Origin of the sequence: Kitasatospora sp. NPDC085879 (genome assembly GCF_040686255.1) — a bacterium.
Taxonomy (GTDB): domain Bacteria; phylum Actinomycetota; class Actinomycetes; order Streptomycetales; family Streptomycetaceae; genus Kitasatospora.
In genome coordinates, this window is the sequence record NZ_JBFBJZ010000002.1 from 90,290 (window position 1) to 107,575 (window position 17,286).

The following is a 17,286-nucleotide window of genomic DNA, read 5'->3' on the forward strand; positions in this document are numbered from 1 at the left end:
GGACCGGCCGGGCGCGGACCTGCGCCGTACGCTGCGCATGTCCGCCCGAGCCCGCGCCGGTCCGCGCCTTCGTGACGTCCGCCGGCCCTCTGGAGGGAGTCGGCATGCCGTCAGCAGCCCTCTTCGACGTCGACGGAACCCTGCTCGACACCAGCTACCTGCACACCGTGGCGTGGTCGGAGGCGCTCGCCCAGTTCGGCTTCGACCTGGACATGGCACGCGTCCACGGCGCGATCGGCATGGCCGGCGACCAACTGCTCGACCACCTGCTCGGCCTGGACCGCGACCGGGCGCAGGACGGCGGGATCAGTGCCGCTCAGCAGGCCCTGTACGCGCGGTTCTGGCCACGTCTGCGGGCCTTCGACGGGGCGGCCGACCTGCTTCGCGAGGTGGCGGCGCGGGGCCGCCGGGTGGTGCTGGCCAGTTCCGCCTCCGGGCGCGACCTGGAGGTCGTGAGACGCGTGCTCGGTGCGGAGGACGTGCTCTGGGCGAGCACCGGCGCGGAGGACGTCGAGGCGTCGAAGCCCGCGCCCGACCTGGTGCACGCGGCACTCCGGCGGGCGGAGGCCGGCCCCGGCCAGGCACTCTTCGTCGGCGACACCCGGTGGGACATCCAGGCCGCCGCGGCGGCAGGCGTGCCGTGCATCGCCGTCACCTGCGGCGGTGTCGCCGAGTGCGAGCTGCGCGCCGCCGGGGCGCTGGAGGTGCATGCCGGCCCGGCGGCCCTGCTCGCCGCCCTGGACGACAGTGCCCTCGGCCAGGGGTGAGAGCCCGCGGCGCGTGGCCTTGTGAACCCGCAGCCGCGTGAGGCGGTCCGTTCAACGGCCGCGGCCCCGTGGCGGAGCCGTCCGGCGATCCGGGGTTACGCGCCGGCCGAGCGGGTATAACGATCAGACGGAGGCCTTGGGACCTGTACCCGCCTCCGGTCCGGCGGCCACTGGCCGCCGCGATTCCCCTGGCACCTCGATGTGCCGGGACACCGTCGCCTGAAGCCGTCGGGCGGCCCGGTGTCCCACCCCCGCACCGTGCTGCGCCGTGCGCGCACGTCCTGCGGCTCCCCCGTTCTGCGGAGATGACTCCCCGTGTGCGCTGCCGTCGTTCCCACGACCACCGCTGCCGCGGCGTCCGCCGATTCCCCGGCCCACGCCGCCTCCACCCCGTTCACCGCTCCCACCCCGCATGCCGACGTACCGCTGCGCGACGCCCGCACGACCCCGGTGGGGGTCGCGTCGGAGCCGCGTCCGACCCCGCAGGAGATGCGGTCGATGGGCAAGACAGAGGCACGGGCGCTGAGCGACGCGCTCTTCGAACGCCTGGCCGACCTCGAACCCGGCACCCGCGACTACAGCTACGTCCGCGGCACCGTGATCGAGCTGAACATGCCGCTCGTCCGCTTCGTCGCCGCCGGCTTCCGGCACCGTGCGGCCGACATGGACGACATCCTCCAGGTCGGCACGGTCGGCCTCATCAAGGCCGTGGACGGCTACGACCACACGCGCGGGGTCGAGTTCCTCACCTACGCCATCCCGACGATCACCGGCGAGATCAAGCGGTTCTTCCGCGACACCACCTGGCCCGTCCGGGTGCCGCGCAGCCTGCAGGAGCTCTACCTGACCGTGGCCCGCTCCTCCGACCGGATGGAGCAGGACCTCGGTCGGCTGCCCACCCCGCAGGAGCTCGCCGCGGAGCTCGGACTCACCCCCGACGAGGTCGCCGCAGGCCTCTCCGCCGGCCGCGCCTACCGGTCGGACTCGCTGGACGCGCTCCGCGAGGACGGCCCGGACGAGGCGGGAAGCTCCCTGCTGGACCGCCTCGGCGCCTGCGACCCCGACATCGACCTGGTCGACTTCCGGGAGTCCGTCCGCCCGCTGCTGACCGAGCTGTCGGAGCGGGAACGGACCGTCCTGCGGCTGCGGTTCTGGGGCAACCACACCCAGTCGGAGATCGCGGCCAGGATCGGCGTCTCGCAGATGCACGTCTCCCGTATCCTCGCCGCCACGCTCTCGGGCCTGCGGGAACGCCTGGAGGGCCGGGCCTCGTAGGGCGCCCGGACGCCCGGCCCGGCGCCCGTCGAACCGGTGCACCGTCGAACCAGTGCACCGCCGGGCCGGCACGACCGGTCGGCCCGACGGCGCGGGGCTACGCTGACTCCGTGGCAGGCCACAACGGGAATCCCGCTTCGGGGCCGCCCGGACCGCCGTCCGAGGTGCTGGACGGATCGGCCGAGCGGTCCGTGCTGCAGGCCACGGTCGACCGGCTGCGGGCCGAGGTCGATGGCCTGCGGACCGCGATGCGCTCCCGGGCGGTGATCGAACAGGCCAAGGGCATCCTGGCGGAGCGCCACGGCTGCACGCCCGACCAGGCGTTCGACCGGCTCGCCGGGCTCTCCCAGGACCGCAACCGGAAGCTGGTGGAGATCGCCGCCGACGTGGTGGGCGTCGCAGCACCCCTGGAGACCCCGGTCGGCCACGCCGATCCGGCCGCCGGCGCATCCGTCGACGGTGCGAGCCCGCGGGCGGCCCCGCCGCCGGAGGCGCCCCCCGCGACGCGGACCGTGGCGGAGCCGGGCGACCCGCCACCCGTGCTCGCCGCGGCACCGACCGCCCAGGGCCTCGCCGCCCGCTACCACCTCGCCGCGGCCGCGCTGGCCTCGGCCGGCAGCACCGAGGACCTCGCCAGGCTGCTGCACGAGACCGCGCTGGCCCCGCTGGGCGTCACCGCGGCCGTGCTCGCCCTGCTCGAACCCGACGGCGCCCTGCGCTTGGTCGGCAGCCACGGCGTCCCCGCACGCCGGCTCAGCCAGTGGCAGCGGATCCCGCCGATGACCGCCCTGCCGCTCACCGAGGCGGCCCAGTCGGGTACCGCCGTCTGGGTCGCCGACCGCACCGACTTCGCGGCCCGCTACCCGGACGTCTCCGGTGAGGACCTCGTCCCGGGCCGGACGGTCTGCGCGCTGCCGCTGCGCACCGGCGGCCGGGTGATCGGCGCGATGAAGCTCGGCTGGGACGAGGAGTACCGGCCCGACCCGGAGGCCGAGCGGTACCTGGCGGCGGTTTCCGCCCTCTGCGCCGCCGAACTGTTGCGGGTCGTGGCGGGCACCGTGCCCGGCAGGGCGGCCCCGGTCGCCGAGCCGTGGTTCCGGGCCGTCCTGGACGCGCTGCTCGACCCCGTACTGATCCTCGGGGCCGTCCGCGAGCCCGACGGCACCGCCGTCGACCTGCGGGTGGAGCACGCCAACGCGGCGACCGTCGACCTGGCGGGCCGGACCGCCGAGGACATGGTCGGCCGCCGCCTCACCGCGCTCTACCCCGGCATGGTGGCCTCCGGCACCTTCGGCCGGCTGCTGGAGGTCGCCGGCACCGGCGTCCCGTACGAGGGCGAGGCGGAGCGCTTCGAGGAGGTCGTCGGCGGCGCCGTCCGGGCGTCCGCGATGACCCTGCACGCCACCCCCTTCCTGGACGGTGTGCTCGTCAGCTGGCGCGCCCACGACGAGCAGGACCGGCAGGACGCGCTGCTGGCACAGGCCCAGCGGCTCGCCAGGCTGGGGACGTGGAGCTGGGAGCCGGGCAGCACCCGGCTCACCTGCTCGCCCGAGGTTCCCCGCCTGCTCGGGCTGCCGGACGACGGCAGCGGCGGGATCGGCATCGCCCGGGCGCTGGCCGCCGTGGTGCCCGGCGACCGGGCCGAGGTCCGGGCCGCCGCCGCCCGGATCCTGACCGGTGCCTCCGACGCCACACTCGAGCTCCGGGCGGGCGGTGAGGGCGACGTCCGCAGCCTCCGGGTGCTCGCCACGGCCGTCCGCGGCGTCACCGGGCCCGCCGCGGTCGCCGTCCGCGGCGTCGTGCAGGACATCACCGGCCGCCGCCGCACCGAGCAGGAACTCGCCGGCACCCGCACCCGGCTCGCCGAGCAGCGCCGCCGCGCCGACACCGAGCACCGCGCCGTCGTCGCCCTCCAGCGCGCGCTGATGGACGCCCCGGCCGGCCCGCCCACGCCCGGCCTGCGGACCGCCGCCCGCTACCTGCCCGCCGGCCGCGGCAACAAGGTCGGCGGCGACTGGTGGGACGTCCTCGCGCTGCCCGACGGCGCCGTGCTCGTCGTGGTCGGCGACGTCTCCGGGCACGGGCTGCCCGCGGCCGCCGGCATGGCCAACCTGCGGCACGCCCTGCGCGGCCTCGCCTACACCGGGGCGCCGCCCGAGGAACTCCTCGCCCGGCTCAACCGGATGCTCTGCCACGAGCGCGGCAACTACATCGCCACCGCCGTGTGCGGTCGCCTCGACCCGGCCACCCGGACACTCACCTGGGCGCGGGCCGGCCACCTCCCGCCGGTGGTGACCAGCGGCGGCGGCGCGGCCAGGCTGCTGGAGATGCCCGACGGGATCGTCCTCGGCGCCGTGGCCGGCGCCCGCTACCGCCCGGCCGAACTCCGCCTGGACCCGGGCGACACCCTGCTGCTCTACACCGACGGCCTGGTCGAACGCCGCGGCGCCGACCTGGGCCAGGGCGTCCACAGCCTGGTCGAGGCGCTGCGCGACTACCGTGCGGACGACATCGAAGGCTGCCTCGACCACGTGCTGCGCCGCCTCGGCGCCCCCAACCCGCTCGACGACACCTGCCTGGTCGGCCTCAGCCTCGGCTGACCGCCGTGGCCCGGCCGCCGGGGGAGACTGCCGGTGCCGACCTATGGTGGAGGGAGCACCCCTCCACGGGAGGAGCCGGAGAATGGACGCCGACACTGCGGCACCCGGTGGGCCCGCGGGCGCCGACCAGCTGACCGTCTCCGTGGACGGGTCGGCCGGACGGTGGGTCCTGCGGCTGGTCGGCGAGCTGGACCACGACAGCGCCCGGCCGTTCCGCGAGGCGCTGGACAGGACGCTGGCGGACACGCCGGGCCTGGTGGTCGTCGAGTGCTCCGGCCTGTCCTTCTGCGACTCCACCGGCCTGAACCTGCTGCTGCGGGCCCGTCTGTCGGCGCTGGCCCGGGGCGGCGAGGTGGTGCTGGCGGCCCCCACGGCGATGGTGCAGCGGATGCTGCAGATCACCGGCGCCCGAGAGATCTTCCGGGTGTTCGACAGTGCCGCGGAGGCGGGGCCCGAACCGGGCGGTGATGGATGACGGGGACGGGTGGCCCGGCATTTCCGGACGAGCAGGTCCGCCGGCTGGCCCTGTACGAGACCCGCGGCGCGGTGCAGCACTGCCGGGAGTTCACCAACGAGGCCCTGCGCGACTGGGGCTGGTTGCCCGCGGCGGACGGCGAGCGGCTCGCGGTGGCCGAGGACGTGCTGCTCATGGTGAGCGAGCTGGTCACCAACGCCTGCCTGCACGCCGGCGGTCCGCGCGAACTCGTGCTGCACCGCACCGGCGGTGGACTGAGGGTCGAGGTCTCGGACGGCAGCGCGGAGCCGCCCGTGCTGCAGACGGACCGGCCGCGCTCCCTGCCCGGCGGGCACGGCCTGCGGGTGGTCGACCGGCTGGCCGTGGCCTGGGGGAGTGTGCCCCGGCCGCTCGGCAAGACCGTCTGGCTGGAGGTGGAGGTACCGCCCGGTGACTGAGCGTGCCGGACGCGCCGCCCTCGGGCGCTCAGCGCCGCACGGCAGGTCGACCGGCCGCCGGCGGTGGGAGAGTGGACCGCAGAGAGACCCGTCCACAGGTGACGCACCGTAACGAGGACGACGATGAACGATTCCCTGCCGTCCGACCCCGAAGGCCGCCCCGGCCCCGACCGGCCCGCCCGCCGCACCGCCCACCCCCGACCGGTCGGCGCCGCGCTGTCCGAGGACGGGCTGCGGCAGCTGCTCGCCGGGCTGACGGCCGTCCGCGACGGTGACTTCGGCACCCGGCTGCCGACCGGCGGGCCCGGGCTGCTCGGCGAGATCGCCGAGGTGTTCAACGGCATGGCCGACCAGCTCTCCCGGGTGACCGACGAGGTGACCCGGGTGGCGCGCGAGGTCGGCGGCGACGGCCGGCTCGGCGGCCAGGCCGAGGTCGAGGGCGCCTCCGGCACCTGGCGCGAACTGACCGACTCGGTGAACGCGATGGCGGGCAACCTGACCACCCAGGTCCGCAACATCGCCCAGGTCACCACGGCGGTGGCCCAGGGCGACCTGACGCAGAAGATCCAGGTCGACGCCCGCGGAGAGATCCTGGAGCTGAAGGACACCGTCAACACCATGGTCGACCAGCTGTCGGCCTTCGCCGGCGAGGTGACCCGGGTGGCCCGTGAGGTCGGCACCGAGGGCAGCCTGGGCGGCCAGGCGCAGGTACCGGGGGTCGCCGGCACCTGGCGTGACCTCACCGACTCCGTCAACTCGATGGCCCGCAACCTGACGTCGCAGGTCCGCTCGATCGCGCAGGTGGCCACCGCCGTCGCGGACGGGGATCTGACGCAGAAGATCGAGGTCGGCGCCCACGGGGAGATCCTGGAGCTGAAGGACACCGTCAACACCATGGTCGACCGGCTGTCGGCCTTCGCCGGCGAGGTGACCCGGGTGGCCCGTGAGGTCGGCACCGAGGGCCGGCTCGGCGGGCAGGCCACCGTGCGCGACGTCTCCGGCACCTGGCGGGACCTCACCGACTCCGTCAACTCGATGGCCGGCAACCTCACCACGCAGGTCCGCTCGATCGCCGAGGTGACCACGGCGGTCGCCCGGGGCGATCTGACGCAGAAGATCCGGGTCGACGCCCGCGGCGAGATCCTGGAGCTGAAGGAGACCATCAACACGATGGTCGACCAGCTGTCCGCCTTCGCCGACGAGGTCACCCGGGTGGCCCGGGCGGTGGGCACCGAGGGCAGCCTCGGCGGGCAGGCCACCGTCCGCGGTGTGTCCGGCACCTGGAAGGACCTCACCGACAACGTCAACGTGATGGCCTCCAACCTCACCGACCAGGTCCGCTCGATCGCCCAGGTCGCGGCCGCCGTGGCCAAGGGCGACCTGTCGCAGCGGATCACCGTCGCCGCCCGCGGCGAGGTCGCCGGCCTGGCGGACGCCATCAACACCATGGTCGACACGCTCTCCGCGTTCGCCGACGAAGTCACCCGGGTCGCCCGGGAGGTCGGCACCGAGGGCATCCTCGGCGGCCAGGCCACCGTGCCCAACGTGGCCGGCACCTGGAAGGACCTCACCGACAACGTCAACTCGATGGCGAACAACCTGACCAACCAGGTCCGCAACATCGCCCAGGTCACCACCGCCGTCGCCCGCGGCGAGCTCAACCGCAAGATCGACGTCGACGCCCGTGGTGAGATCCTGGAGCTCAAGACCACCATCAACACCATGGTCGACCAGCTGTCCTCGTTCGCCGCCGAGGTCACCCGGGTCGCCCGGGAGGTCGGCAGCGAGGGCCGGCTCGGCGGCCAGGCCGAGGTCGAGGGTGTCTCCGGCACCTGGAAGCGCCTCACCGAGAACGTCAACGAACTCGCCGGCAACCTCACCCGGCAGGTCCGGGCGATCGCCGAGGTCACCGGCGCCGTCGCCGAGGGCGACCTGACCCGCTCCATCACCGTCGACGCCTCCGGCGAGGTCGCCGACCTCAAGGACAACATCAACGCCATGGTGGGGTCGCTCCGCGAGACCACCCGCGCCAACCAGGAGCAGGACTGGCTGAAGACCAACCTCGCCAGGCTCACCGGACTCGTCCAGGGGCACCGAGACGTGACCGCCGTCGCCGACCTCATCATGAACGAGCTCACCCCGCTGGTCGGAGCCCAGTACGGCGCCTTCTACCTCGCCGAGGACACCGCGGACGGCACCGAACTCGTCCTCGTCAGCGGCTACGGCCGACCGGCCGGCGACCGCCCGCGGCGGCTGCGCCTGGGCGAGTCGCTGGTCGGCCAGGCCGCGCTGGCCCGCCGCCCGCTCGCCGTCGCCGACCTCCCGGACGGCTACGCCACCGTCTCCTCCAGCCTCGGCGCCGCCGCGCCGCGCGCCCTCGTCGTGCTGCCGATCACCGTCGAGGACCAGCTGCTCGGCGTCGTCGAGATCGCCACCCTGCACTCCTTCACCGAGGTCCACCGCGACTTCCTCGGCCGGTTCACCGAGGCCCTGGGCGCCAACCTCAGCATGCTGATCGCCAACGCCCGCACCGACGAGCTCCTGGAGGAGTCCCAGCGGCTCACCGCGGAACTGCGTGCCCGCTCCGAGGAACTCCAGAACGGCCAGCAGGAGTTGCGCGAATCCAACGCCGAACTCGAGGACAAGGCCGACCTGCTGGCCGCCCAGAACCGCGACATCGAGGCGAAGAACCTGGAGATCGAGCAGGCCCGCCGCGAACTCGAAGAACGGGCAAGGCAGTTGGCCCGCACCTCGATGTACAAGTCCGAGTTCCTCGCCAACATGAGCCACGAGCTGCGCACCCCGCTCAACAGTCTGCTCATCCTGGCGCAGCTGCTCTCCCAGAACCCGGCCGGCAACCTGACGGTCAAACAGGTCGAGTACGCGGAGATCATCCACTCGGCCGGCTCCGACCTGCTGCAACTGATCAACGACATCCTCGACCTCTCCAAGGTCGAGGCCGGGAAGATGGACATCCACGTCGAGCACTTCCCGCTGCGCGAACTCCTCGACTACGTCGAGTCGACGTTCCGGCCGCTGGCCGGACAGAAGCGCCTCGACTTCACGGTGGTCGCCGCGCCCGGCGTGCCGGACGTGCTCCAAACCGACCAGGCGAGGCTGCGGCAGATCCTGCGCAACCTGCTCTCCAACGCGGTGAAGTTCACCGACAGCGGGCGGGTCGCACTGCGGATCGAACCCTCCACCGCGGAGGAGAGCGCCGCCGACGGCGGCGTACCGCCCGGCAGCCTGGCCTTCCGGGTCAGCGACACCGGCATCGGCATCGCCGAACAGCACCTGGGGTCCATCTTCGGCGCCTTCCAGCAGGCCGACGGCACCACCAGCCGCCGCTACGGCGGCACCGGTCTCGGACTCTCCATCAGCCGCGAACTCGCCCACCTGCTCGGCGGCACCATCACCTCCCGCAGCACCCTCGGCGAGGGCAGCTGCTTCACCCTCCACCTGCCCGCCGCCGCGGCCGGCGGCCAGCTGCCGGCCGCGCCGCCGAGCCCCGCCCGGCTGCTCGTCGTGGAGGCGCACCCGCCGGGCCTGCTGACCGCCGTCGCAGCCAGCGCCACCGCCCGCCACGACCCGCCCGCCGAGATCCGCACCGTCCGGGACGCCCGCGAACTGCGCACCGCGCTCGACCAGGGCCCGTGGCGGTGCGCCGTCGTCGATCTCGACCTGCCCGCCGAGCGGCTGCGGCCCGTCCTCGACGCGCTGCGTGCCGAAGGGCCCCCGGTCATCGGCCACTCCGACCGCCCCGCCCGGGACACGACCGGCCTCCCCGAGCCCGCCGTCGGGCTGGACGACCTCCGGGAGCGGATCACGACGGCGACGGCCACCCCCGGCGCCGCCCCCGAGGACGGGCAGCCCGAGCACCACGCCCGGCTGGCCGGCCGTACCGTCCTGGTCGTCGACGACGACGCCCGGAACGTCTTCGCCGTCACAGGCATGCTCGAACTCCACGGCGCCCGCGTCCTGCACGCCGACAACGGCCGCACCGGCCTCGACGTGCTGCGCGGCCACCCCGAGACCGCCCTCGTCCTGATGGACGTGATGATGCCCGGGATGGACGGCGACGCCGCCACCACCGCCATCCGCAAGGAGGCCGGCCTGGCGGACGTCCCGATCATCGCCGTCTCCGCGAAGGCGATGCCCGAGGACCGGGCCCGCAGCCTCGCCGCCGGTGCCGACGACTACATCACCAAGCCCGTCGACACCGAGCACCTGCTCGGCCGGATCCTGCACTGGCTGGACGGCTGACCGCGATGGAGCGGCCCCGCCCCGCCGAACCCGGGAACCACGCCGCCGCGCAGGGCCCGGCCGACAGGCTGGCCCGGGTTGCCAAACGGCTGGAGGCCGAGCGCGACTCCCTGCGCGAACACCTCGCCACCCGCCCGGTCGTCGAGGTCGCCACCGGCATGCTCGCCGAACGGTTCCGCTGCCCGCCGTCGGACGCCGCCGCCCAGCTCGCCGAACTCGCCGCCGACGCGGGCGTCACCGTCCGCGGGCTCGCCGCCGAGATCGTCGGCGCGGCCGTCACCCCCGGCCGCGCCCTCGGCGAGGTCCCCACCGCCGACACCCGGGACGACCCGCCCCGGCCGCCCACCGACGCGGACACCGCCGCCCGCGCCGTCCTCCACCAGACCGCCGACCTGCTGGCCGCCGACGCCGCCGTCATCTGGGGCACCGCCCCCGGCGGCGGCCTCACGCTGCTCGGACAGTCCGGCCTCGACCCCGAGGACGTCCGCGCCTGGCGGCACGTCCCGCCGGGCATCGACACCCCGGCCCGGCTCGCCGCCCGCAGCGACCACGGGCTGTGGCCCGCGGACGGCCCCGCCGCCACCGACGTCCCCACCGTCGGCCGGGCCACCGCCCCGCACCGGCTCGTCCTGCCCATCCGCCGCCGCGGCCGCCTGCTCGGCGCCCTCGAACTCGGTTGGGCCGAACCCCCGCGCCCGCTGCCCGCGGCCGCACGCACCCGGCTACGGGCCCTCGCCGAGGTCTGCGCCGTCACCGTCGACACCACGCCCGCGGACCCGGCCGGCGGCGAGCCGTCGGCCGCCGACACGGCCGCCCTGGAGGCCGTCCTCGACCCGGCGCTGCTGCTCGCCCCGGTCGAGGGCCGCGACGGCGAGGTCGCCGACCTCCGCATCCTGCGCACCAACCGCCGCTTCCGCGACCCGGCCGGCCGCCCCCGGCACCGCGTCGAGGGCGCCACCCTGCTGGAGGCCTACCCGCTCGCCGCCACCCGCGGCCTGCTCGACCGGCTGCTGGCCGTGCTGGCCACCGGCGAACCCGTCCGCGAACGCTTCGTGCTCACCTTCCTCACCGACGACCTGTCCCGGCTGCCCGTGGTCGCCCGGATCGGCGCCGCCCCCACCGACGGCCACCTGCTGGTCAGCTGGCAGATCGAGGACGCCGACGCCCGACTCGTCGGCCTGCTCCACTCCGCCCAGCGCCTCGCCCGGGTCGGCGGCTTCGAGGAGGACCTGGCCACCGGCGACGTCCTGTGGGACGAGCGGATGTTCGCCCTGCACGGCCTGCCGCCCGACGCCACCCCCGTGCCGCTGGCCGCCCTCGCCGCCCACGTCCACCCCGAGGACCGCCGCGCCGTCCGGCGGCTCGTCCACGGCGTCCTCCGGGAGGGCCGGGCCTCCTCCGCGGTCTTCCGGCTGCTGCCGCCGGACGGGCCCACCCGCTGGGCCCGGGTCGTCGCCGAACCCGTCACCGACCCCGCCGGCCGGGTGGTCCTCGTCCGCGGCGCCGGCCAGGACGTCTCCGACCACCACCGCACCGAGGTCGCCCTCGCCGCCACCAGGGAACGCCTCGCCGACAGCGAACTCGAGGCCGCCCAGCGGCACCGCCTCACGCTGCGGCTCCAGGAGGCCATCCTGCCGCCCGAACCGCCGCCGCTGGCCCGGGCCCGGCTGCACGCCGCCGTCCGCTACCGGCCCGCCGTCGAGAGCGACCGGGTCGGCGGCGACTGGTACGACATCCTGCCGCTGCCCGACGGCGGCGCGCTGCTCACCGTCGGCGACCTGGCCGGGCACGGCATCGAGGCCGCCACCGGCATGGTCGCGCTGCGCAACGCCCTGCGCGGACTCGCCGTCACCGGCGCCGGCCCCGCCCGACTGCTGGAGTGGCTCAACCACACCGCCCTCGCCCTGCCCGAACCGGCCACCGCCACCGCGGTCTGCGCCCGCTTCGACCCGCGCACCCGCACCCTGCACTGGGCCCGCGCAGGACACCCGCCCCCCGTCCTGCTGCGCGCGGGCCGCCCCCGGGTACTGCCGCTGCCGCACGGCCTGCTGCTCGGTGCGGCCCCCGACGCCCGCTACGAGGAGCAGGCGGTGCCGATGGAACCCGGTGACGTCCTGCTGCTGTACACCGACGGACTGGTGGAGCGCCGCGGCACCGCCGACGAGGAGTCGCTGCGCCAGCTGCTCGCGGCGGCCGGCCCGCCCGGCCCCGACCTCGGCGGCTACCTCGACGCGCTGCTCGCACAGAGCCGCTCCGACACCGACGACGACACCTGCCTGATCGCCGTCCGCGCCGACCCGCAGGACCCGGCCGGGGGCTGACCCGGCCGGGCCCTGCGCAGCGGTCAGGCCTCGGCCGTCAGTGCGGCGAGCTCGTCCACCACGTCGCCGTACCGGCCGCGCCGGGCGAAGGCGGCCCGCTGCCGCTCGGCGCCCGTCCCGGCCGCGCACAGGCCGGACAGCAGCAGGCGGACGGTACCCAGGTCACCGGCGGCCTCCAGCCCCGGCCGGGCCCGCTCGACCAGCCGGTCCACCAGCAGGCGCATCGGCACGATCCGCCCGGTCACCGGGTCCGGCCCGTTGCCGTGGATGCCGGACTGCGCGGCCGACCAGTGCGCGGCGTCGATCATCGCAGTGGTGTCCGCGCCCGGCGGGCCGGCGTCCGCCGCGTCCGGGTCCTCGGGGAGCTCGGCCAGCATCGTGGTGGCGAGGCCGCGGACGAGCGCGGCGAGCAGCAGCGTGGTGTCCACGTCCGCGCTGGTGTCGGCCACCCTGATCTCAAGGGTCGGCACGTGCTCGGACGGCCGCGAGTACCAGTAGAGCATCGCGGTGTCCAGGATCACCCCGGCCTCCAGCAGCCCGCCCACCGTCGCCCGGTACGCGGGCTCGTCCAGCCACGGCGCCGGGCCGACCGTCGGCCAGCGCCGGTAGAACGCGTGCCGCCAGCTCGCGTAGCCGGTGTCCCGGCCGGCGCTGAACGGCGAGTTCACGGCCAGCGCCTGGAGGACCGGCAGCCACGGCCGCATCCGGTTGTTCAGCGCCAGCGCCCGGGCCCGGCACGGTACCCCGATGTGCACATGGCACCCGCAGACCAGGCCCTCCGGGCTGGTGGCGACCGCGCCGACATGCTCGCTGATCCGCCGGTAGCGGGCCGTGTCGGTGATCGACGGCGGGTGCTCCTCCACCATCACCGGCATCCCGGTGCCGACCGGCCGGCAGTCCGCGCCCGCGGCGGCCTCCCGCAGCACCGCCCGCGCATGCGCCAGATCGGCCCGCAGCTCCGCCAGGCCGTGCGCGGGCCGGGTGCACACCTCGGCCTGCGAGGTGAAGAACTCGGTCTGGACCCGCTCGCCGAGCACGTCCGAGGCCTCCTTGACGACGCCGGGCGCGCGACCGGCGGGCAGCCGGGAGTGCCGGTCGACCAGGAGGAACTCCTCCTCCACACCCACCGTCGGCACCTCCAGCACCCGGTGGGGGCGCACCCCGCCCGTCACCGGCCCGGGCCTCTCGCCGGGCCCGCCGAACCGCCCGGGCGGGCCAGGTCCGGCGGAGCGGGGTCCGGCCCCGGCACGGGCGGGTCCGGCGGCACCGGAGCGGGACCCGGGGGCACCGGTTCCGGCTCGGGCGGCACCGGGGGCACCGGGACGGGCGGGGGAGGGACGGGCGAAGCCGGGTCGGGAATCGGTCCGACATCCGGTCCCGGTGGAACGGGGACGGTCATGGCGTCCTCCTTGTCACGGGGGCGAACTCCGGACGCCTCGGGCGGCCGGGCACCCCGTCCATGGTCCGACGGCTCGCGCCGGACCGCAGCCCCCCAGGCCGGCCGGCCCGGGGCGCCGATCTCCCCCCGTTCCGGCGCGTACCCCATGCCGCCCGCCCCAACCCCCGCGGCCGGAACGGCGGCAGCACGAGCGGATGCCTCTCAGGTGCGGGCGGGGGCGCGGGCGAACTCGTCCAGCAGGGTGCGCTCGAAGGCGGGCAGGTCGGCCGGCCTGCGGCTGGAGACCAGCGTGTTGGGGCCGTCGTGGCAGACCGCCACCTCCCGGTCGACCCAGTGTGCGCCGGCGTTCCGCAGGTCGGTGCGCAGGCTCGGCCAGGAGGTGAGGGTCCGGCCGCGGACGGCGTCCGCCTCGATCAGCGTCCACGGGCCGTGGCAGATCACCGCCACCGGTTTGCGCAGGTCGAAGAAACCGCGGACGAAGCCGACCGCCCGCGGGTCCATCCGCAGGAAGTCCGGGCTGGCGACGCCGCCCGGCAGGACGAGGGCGTCGAAGTCCGCCGCCGTGACATCCGCGACCACCGCGTCCACCCGGAAGGTGTCGGCCGGGTCGAGGTGCCGGAACGCCCGAACCGTCCCGCCCTTGGTGGACACCAGCCGCGGCGTGCCGCCGGCCCGCTCCACCGCGTTCCACGGCGATTCCAGTTCGAGCTGCTCCGCGCCCTTGGGCGCCACCAGGAACGCCACCGCCCTGCCCTGCAGACCGGTCATCTCGGCCACCTTCCTCCGTACTCGGGTCCGGGCCGTCCCCGACCGTCCCACCGGGCGCCCGGTGCGAAACCGGGCGGCTCCCCCCGATCACGTCCCCACCGATCACGTCTCACCGATCACGTCTCACCGATCGCGCCGACGGCGTCCGCGGCGGCCGAGCACCAGCAGGTCCGCCGCCGCGAGGACGGCGAGCGCGCCGAAGGCCAGGGCGGGACAGGCCGGCACGGTGCGGCCCGCCGGGTCGCCGTCCCCGGCGGCCACCGCCCAGAACGCGAACAGGGCGGTCAGCAGTGCCAGGAGCGGCGCGGACACTCTGGACAGCGGCCGGCCGGGACCGCCGGTCGTGGACAGCACGGCCGATCACCTCCACCGGGGTCCGGCCGCAGCCGATCGGCCCCGTGACCGGCGTCTGCCCGGTCCGGCGCCGGGCACACCACCCCGGTTGTGTGGCTTCGAGGGCCGGGCAGGAGCACAGTGAAGGGGGGAAGGAGGCCGCCATGACCGTCAATCCGGGCCCGCCCGAGCTGCGCCCGCACGATCCTCCCGGTTCCGCCACCGTCCCGGTGAACCCCGGGCCGCCGGCCGACACGCTCCGCAGGCCGCACGAGCGGCACGAACGCCGCCCGCGGCACCACTGGCACTGGCCGCACCGCCATGACCGGTTCGACCGCCACCACCAGGACGGCCGCGACACCGAGCAGCCGCCCGAGCGCGACACCTGAGCCCGGCCCGCGCCCGGCCGGCCCGCCGCCGGTGCGACTCACCTCTCCCGTGAGCCGTACCGGCGCAGCAGCGTGACCGGGAGGAGCACCCAGCAGAGGGCGAACCAGGCCATCACGGCGCCCGCGATCGCCCAGGCACCCCAGGTGAGGCCGGCGACCTTGAGCAGTAGCAGGAGCGCCGCGCCGACGTTCAGCGCGAGGAGCGCCACCCCGAGCGAGACCAGGCGGCCGGCGGCGGCGACCATGCGCGGCTTGACGTGCCGCCCGGCCAGCAGCCGGTGGTAGGAGACCGGCGCCATCAGGGTGCCGGTGGCCACCGCGCCCAGCGTCACGACGGCGACGTAGAGGGCGCGGTCGAAGCCGTGCAGCGTGGTGAAGCGCTCGGTGAACACCACGGTCAGCAGGAAGCCGAACATGATCTGCGCGCCGGTCTGCGCGATCCGCACCTCCTGGAGCAGCTCCGCCCAGAGCCGGTCGGCCCGCTCCTCCGGGCTCTCGTCCCGGCCGTCGGCCGGATCCCGCTGCTGTGCCATGGTCCCCATCCTCGGTGCGGCGGCAGCGTCCCGCCGCACGGCCGGAGTGCGTGGACGCCGACGGGCGGCCCGCAGGTCAGGAGCGCGGGCCGTCCCTGCACGGCGTCTGACCGCCTCGACGGCGGCGAAACCTCCCGGAGCCGCCCGGTCGGCTCACGGTGCGACGGCGGTCAGCACGGGCTGGAAGAAGCCGCTCTCCTCCGGCTCGGCCCACACCAGCCGGACGAACCCGGCCTCGGCCACGAGCGCCGTCAGCTGCTGCCGGCCGATCGCCCAGTAGGTGGCCCGCCGCACCTCGGTGCGGACGCCGTCCGGCCCGCTGCGCTCCTGCACCATGTCGAGGTCGTAGTGCTCGCCGTCCTCGTGCCAGTGCCACCGCTGGAAGGTGGTCGTCCGGCCGCCGGGCGTCTCGACGACCCGCGGGGGCGTCTCGGCGGGCCGGGTGCGGCGCAGTTCGTCGTACGGGCGGGTGCTGACGAGCAGCAGCCCGCCGGGGCGGAGCACCCGGCGCATGGCGCCGAGGGCGGTGCTGACGTCCACGGCGGTCAGCAGGTGGGGGAGGGAGTTGTCCGCGCTGACGACCGCGTCGAACCGGCCGACGGCGAACGGCAGTCGGCGCATGTCGGCGGCGGCGGTCGGCAGCTCGGTGTTCCGCGCCGCGGCCTCGCGGGCCGCCCGGGCCGCGGCCGCCGCGCTGAGGTCGGAGCCGACCACCCGGTGGCCGCGCAGGGCGAGCCCGATCGCCTGGGTGCCGATGCCGCAGGAGCAGTCGAGGACGTCCGCCGGACCGGGCCCGAGGTGTGCGGCGAGCAGGCCGTCGAGGGCCGCGCCCTGCCGACGGATGCCGGCGTCCCAGTCGGCGTAGATCAGGTGGTAGTCGGCGGCGAGGCCGTCGTAGAAGCCCGCCACCGGGTCCTGCGGTGCCATGGTGTCCTTCCTGCGCCGTTCTCCGCGGCGGCGTGCTAACCGACCTCGGCGCGGACGGGGTTGTGGTCGGAGAGCCCCGCCACGTCGTCGACCACCGCGCCGCGGCCGCCGATGCCGTGGACGACCACGTGGTCGATCCACTGGGACTTGGGCGCGCCCGTCTCGCGGGGCCTGGTCGGCGGTGCCGCGGGCGGGAGTTCGGCGACGGCGAAGCCGGGGCCGAGTTCGGCCGTCACGGTCGTCCGGTCGGCGTTGAAGTCGCCCAGCAGCACGGCCGTGCGCTCCGGGGCCTCGGCCACCACCCGCGCCAGCCGGGCCAGTTGGCCGGGGCGTCGGGGGCCGGTGCTCACATGGGTGGCGACGACCAGCAGGCCGGCCGTGCGGACGGCGAGCAGGCCCTTGCCGGGATCGTCCGCGAAGGCCTCGGCGGCCACCACTTCGGCGGGCCCGTCGACCAGCAGCACCAGGTGCTCGCTGCGGTCGGCCAGCCGGGTGGGGATCCGGCGGGGCGTCGGGACGCGCGGGTAGTCGAGCGTGCGAATGCTCCGGCTCGCGGGCAACGCCGAGTGGAGCGAGGCGAGTTGGTCGCCGCTGACCTCCTGCAGCGCCACCACCCGCTCGGCCAGCCCGGCCACCCGGGCGGTCACCGCGGCGATCCGCGCGGACTCCTCGGGCCAGCGGTCGAGGACGTCACTGTCCCAGTTCTCCGCGTGGACGCGGTGCAGGACGTTCCAGGTGGCGACCGTGAGCATGCCCCGATCGTACGGGCCGCCGCCGACGCCCCGCCGTAGGGGTGCGC

14 protein-coding genes are annotated in these 17,286 nt (G+C 75.7%); 8 read left to right on the forward strand and 6 right to left on the reverse strand.

Translation table 11 applies throughout. The annotated features are described in order from the left end of the window. Positions 1-104: 104 nt before the first annotated feature. The 7 genes from AB0P35_RS02130 to AB0P35_RS02160 all read left to right on the forward strand — a co-directional run bounded on the left by AB0P35_RS02130 (position 105) and on the right by AB0P35_RS02160 (position 12,138). On the forward strand, positions 105-767 hold the full coding sequence (locus tag AB0P35_RS02130; protein ID WP_363505192.1) for an HAD family hydrolase: 663 nt from the start codon (positions 105-107) through the stop codon (positions 765-767). Positions 768-1,265: 498 nt separating this feature from the next. Further along, positions 1,266-2,042, forward strand: a complete 777-nt coding sequence (locus AB0P35_RS02135) for a SigB/SigF/SigG family RNA polymerase sigma factor (RefSeq protein WP_363505195.1) — start codon at positions 1,266-1,268, stop codon at positions 2,040-2,042. Positions 2,043-2,152: 110 nt separating this feature from the next. Then, the gene (locus tag AB0P35_RS02140; protein WP_363505198.1) at positions 2,153-4,642 is read left to right on the forward strand and encodes a SpoIIE family protein phosphatase; all 2,490 of its coding nucleotides are present in this window, start codon (positions 2,153-2,155) and stop codon (positions 4,640-4,642) included. A gap of 82 nt (positions 4,643-4,724) precedes the next feature. Next, on the forward strand, positions 4,725-5,117 hold the full coding sequence (locus AB0P35_RS02145; protein ID WP_363505201.1) for an STAS domain-containing protein: 393 nt from the start codon (positions 4,725-4,727) through the stop codon (positions 5,115-5,117). Then, a complete protein-coding gene (locus AB0P35_RS02150; RefSeq protein WP_363505204.1) occupies positions 5,114-5,554 on the forward strand; it encodes an ATP-binding protein in 441 nt (146 codons plus the stop codon). The genes AB0P35_RS02145 and AB0P35_RS02150 overlap by 4 nt, the downstream gene beginning before the upstream one ends. Before the next feature lie 123 nt (positions 5,555-5,677). Next, positions 5,678-9,817: a HAMP domain-containing protein gene (locus tag AB0P35_RS02155; RefSeq protein ID WP_363505207.1), complete on the forward strand. Its 4,140-nt coding sequence runs from the start codon at positions 5,678-5,680 to the stop codon at positions 9,815-9,817. Positions 9,818-9,822: 5 nt separating this feature from the next. Beyond that, positions 9,823-12,138 (forward strand): SpoIIE family protein phosphatase, encoded by a 2,316-nt coding sequence (locus tag AB0P35_RS02160; protein ID WP_363505210.1) that lies wholly within the window; start codon positions 9,823-9,825, stop codon positions 12,136-12,138. 23 nt (positions 12,139-12,161) lie between these two features. Here the strand turns inward: AB0P35_RS02160 and AB0P35_RS02165 are convergent, their stop codons facing one another. The 3 genes from AB0P35_RS02165 to AB0P35_RS02175 all read right to left on the reverse strand — a co-directional run bounded on the left by AB0P35_RS02165 (position 12,162) and on the right by AB0P35_RS02175 (position 14,659). Next, on the reverse strand, positions 12,162-13,310 hold the full coding sequence (locus tag AB0P35_RS02165) for a glutamate--cysteine ligase (protein ID WP_363505213.1): 1,149 nt from the start codon (positions 13,308-13,310) through the stop codon (positions 12,162-12,164). Between the two features lie 428 nt (positions 13,311-13,738). Continuing rightward, a complete protein-coding gene (locus AB0P35_RS02170; protein WP_363505216.1) occupies positions 13,739-14,305 on the reverse strand; it encodes a type 1 glutamine amidotransferase domain-containing protein in 567 nt (188 codons plus the stop codon). 123 nt (positions 14,306-14,428) lie between these two features. Beyond that, positions 14,429-14,659: a hypothetical protein gene (locus tag AB0P35_RS02175; protein ID WP_363505219.1), complete on the reverse strand. Its 231-nt coding sequence runs from the start codon at positions 14,657-14,659 to the stop codon at positions 14,429-14,431. A 143-nt stretch (positions 14,660-14,802) separates the two neighbouring features. Here AB0P35_RS02175 and AB0P35_RS02180 point away from each other — a divergent pair, with 143 nt between their 5' ends. After that, a complete protein-coding gene (locus tag AB0P35_RS02180; protein WP_363505222.1) occupies positions 14,803-15,027 on the forward strand; it encodes a hypothetical protein in 225 nt (74 codons plus the stop codon). A gap of 38 nt (positions 15,028-15,065) precedes the next feature. Here the strand turns inward: AB0P35_RS02180 and AB0P35_RS02185 are convergent, their stop codons facing one another. The 3 genes from AB0P35_RS02185 to AB0P35_RS02195 form a co-directional block, all read right to left on the reverse strand. Next, positions 15,066-15,560 carry a DUF6328 family protein gene (locus AB0P35_RS02185; RefSeq protein ID WP_095871710.1) on the reverse strand — a complete coding sequence of 165 codons (495 nt, stop codon included), beginning with the start codon at positions 15,558-15,560 and terminating at the stop codon, positions 15,066-15,068. Positions 15,561-15,713: 153 nt separating this feature from the next. After that, positions 15,714-16,487, reverse strand: a complete 774-nt coding sequence (locus AB0P35_RS02190; RefSeq protein ID WP_363505225.1) for a class I SAM-dependent methyltransferase — start codon at positions 16,485-16,487, stop codon at positions 15,714-15,716. A 35-nt stretch (positions 16,488-16,522) separates the two neighbouring features. Next, a complete protein-coding gene (locus AB0P35_RS02195; RefSeq protein ID WP_363505228.1) occupies positions 16,523-17,239 on the reverse strand; it encodes an endonuclease/exonuclease/phosphatase family protein in 717 nt (238 codons plus the stop codon). Between the last annotated feature and the right edge of the window lie 47 nt (positions 17,240-17,286).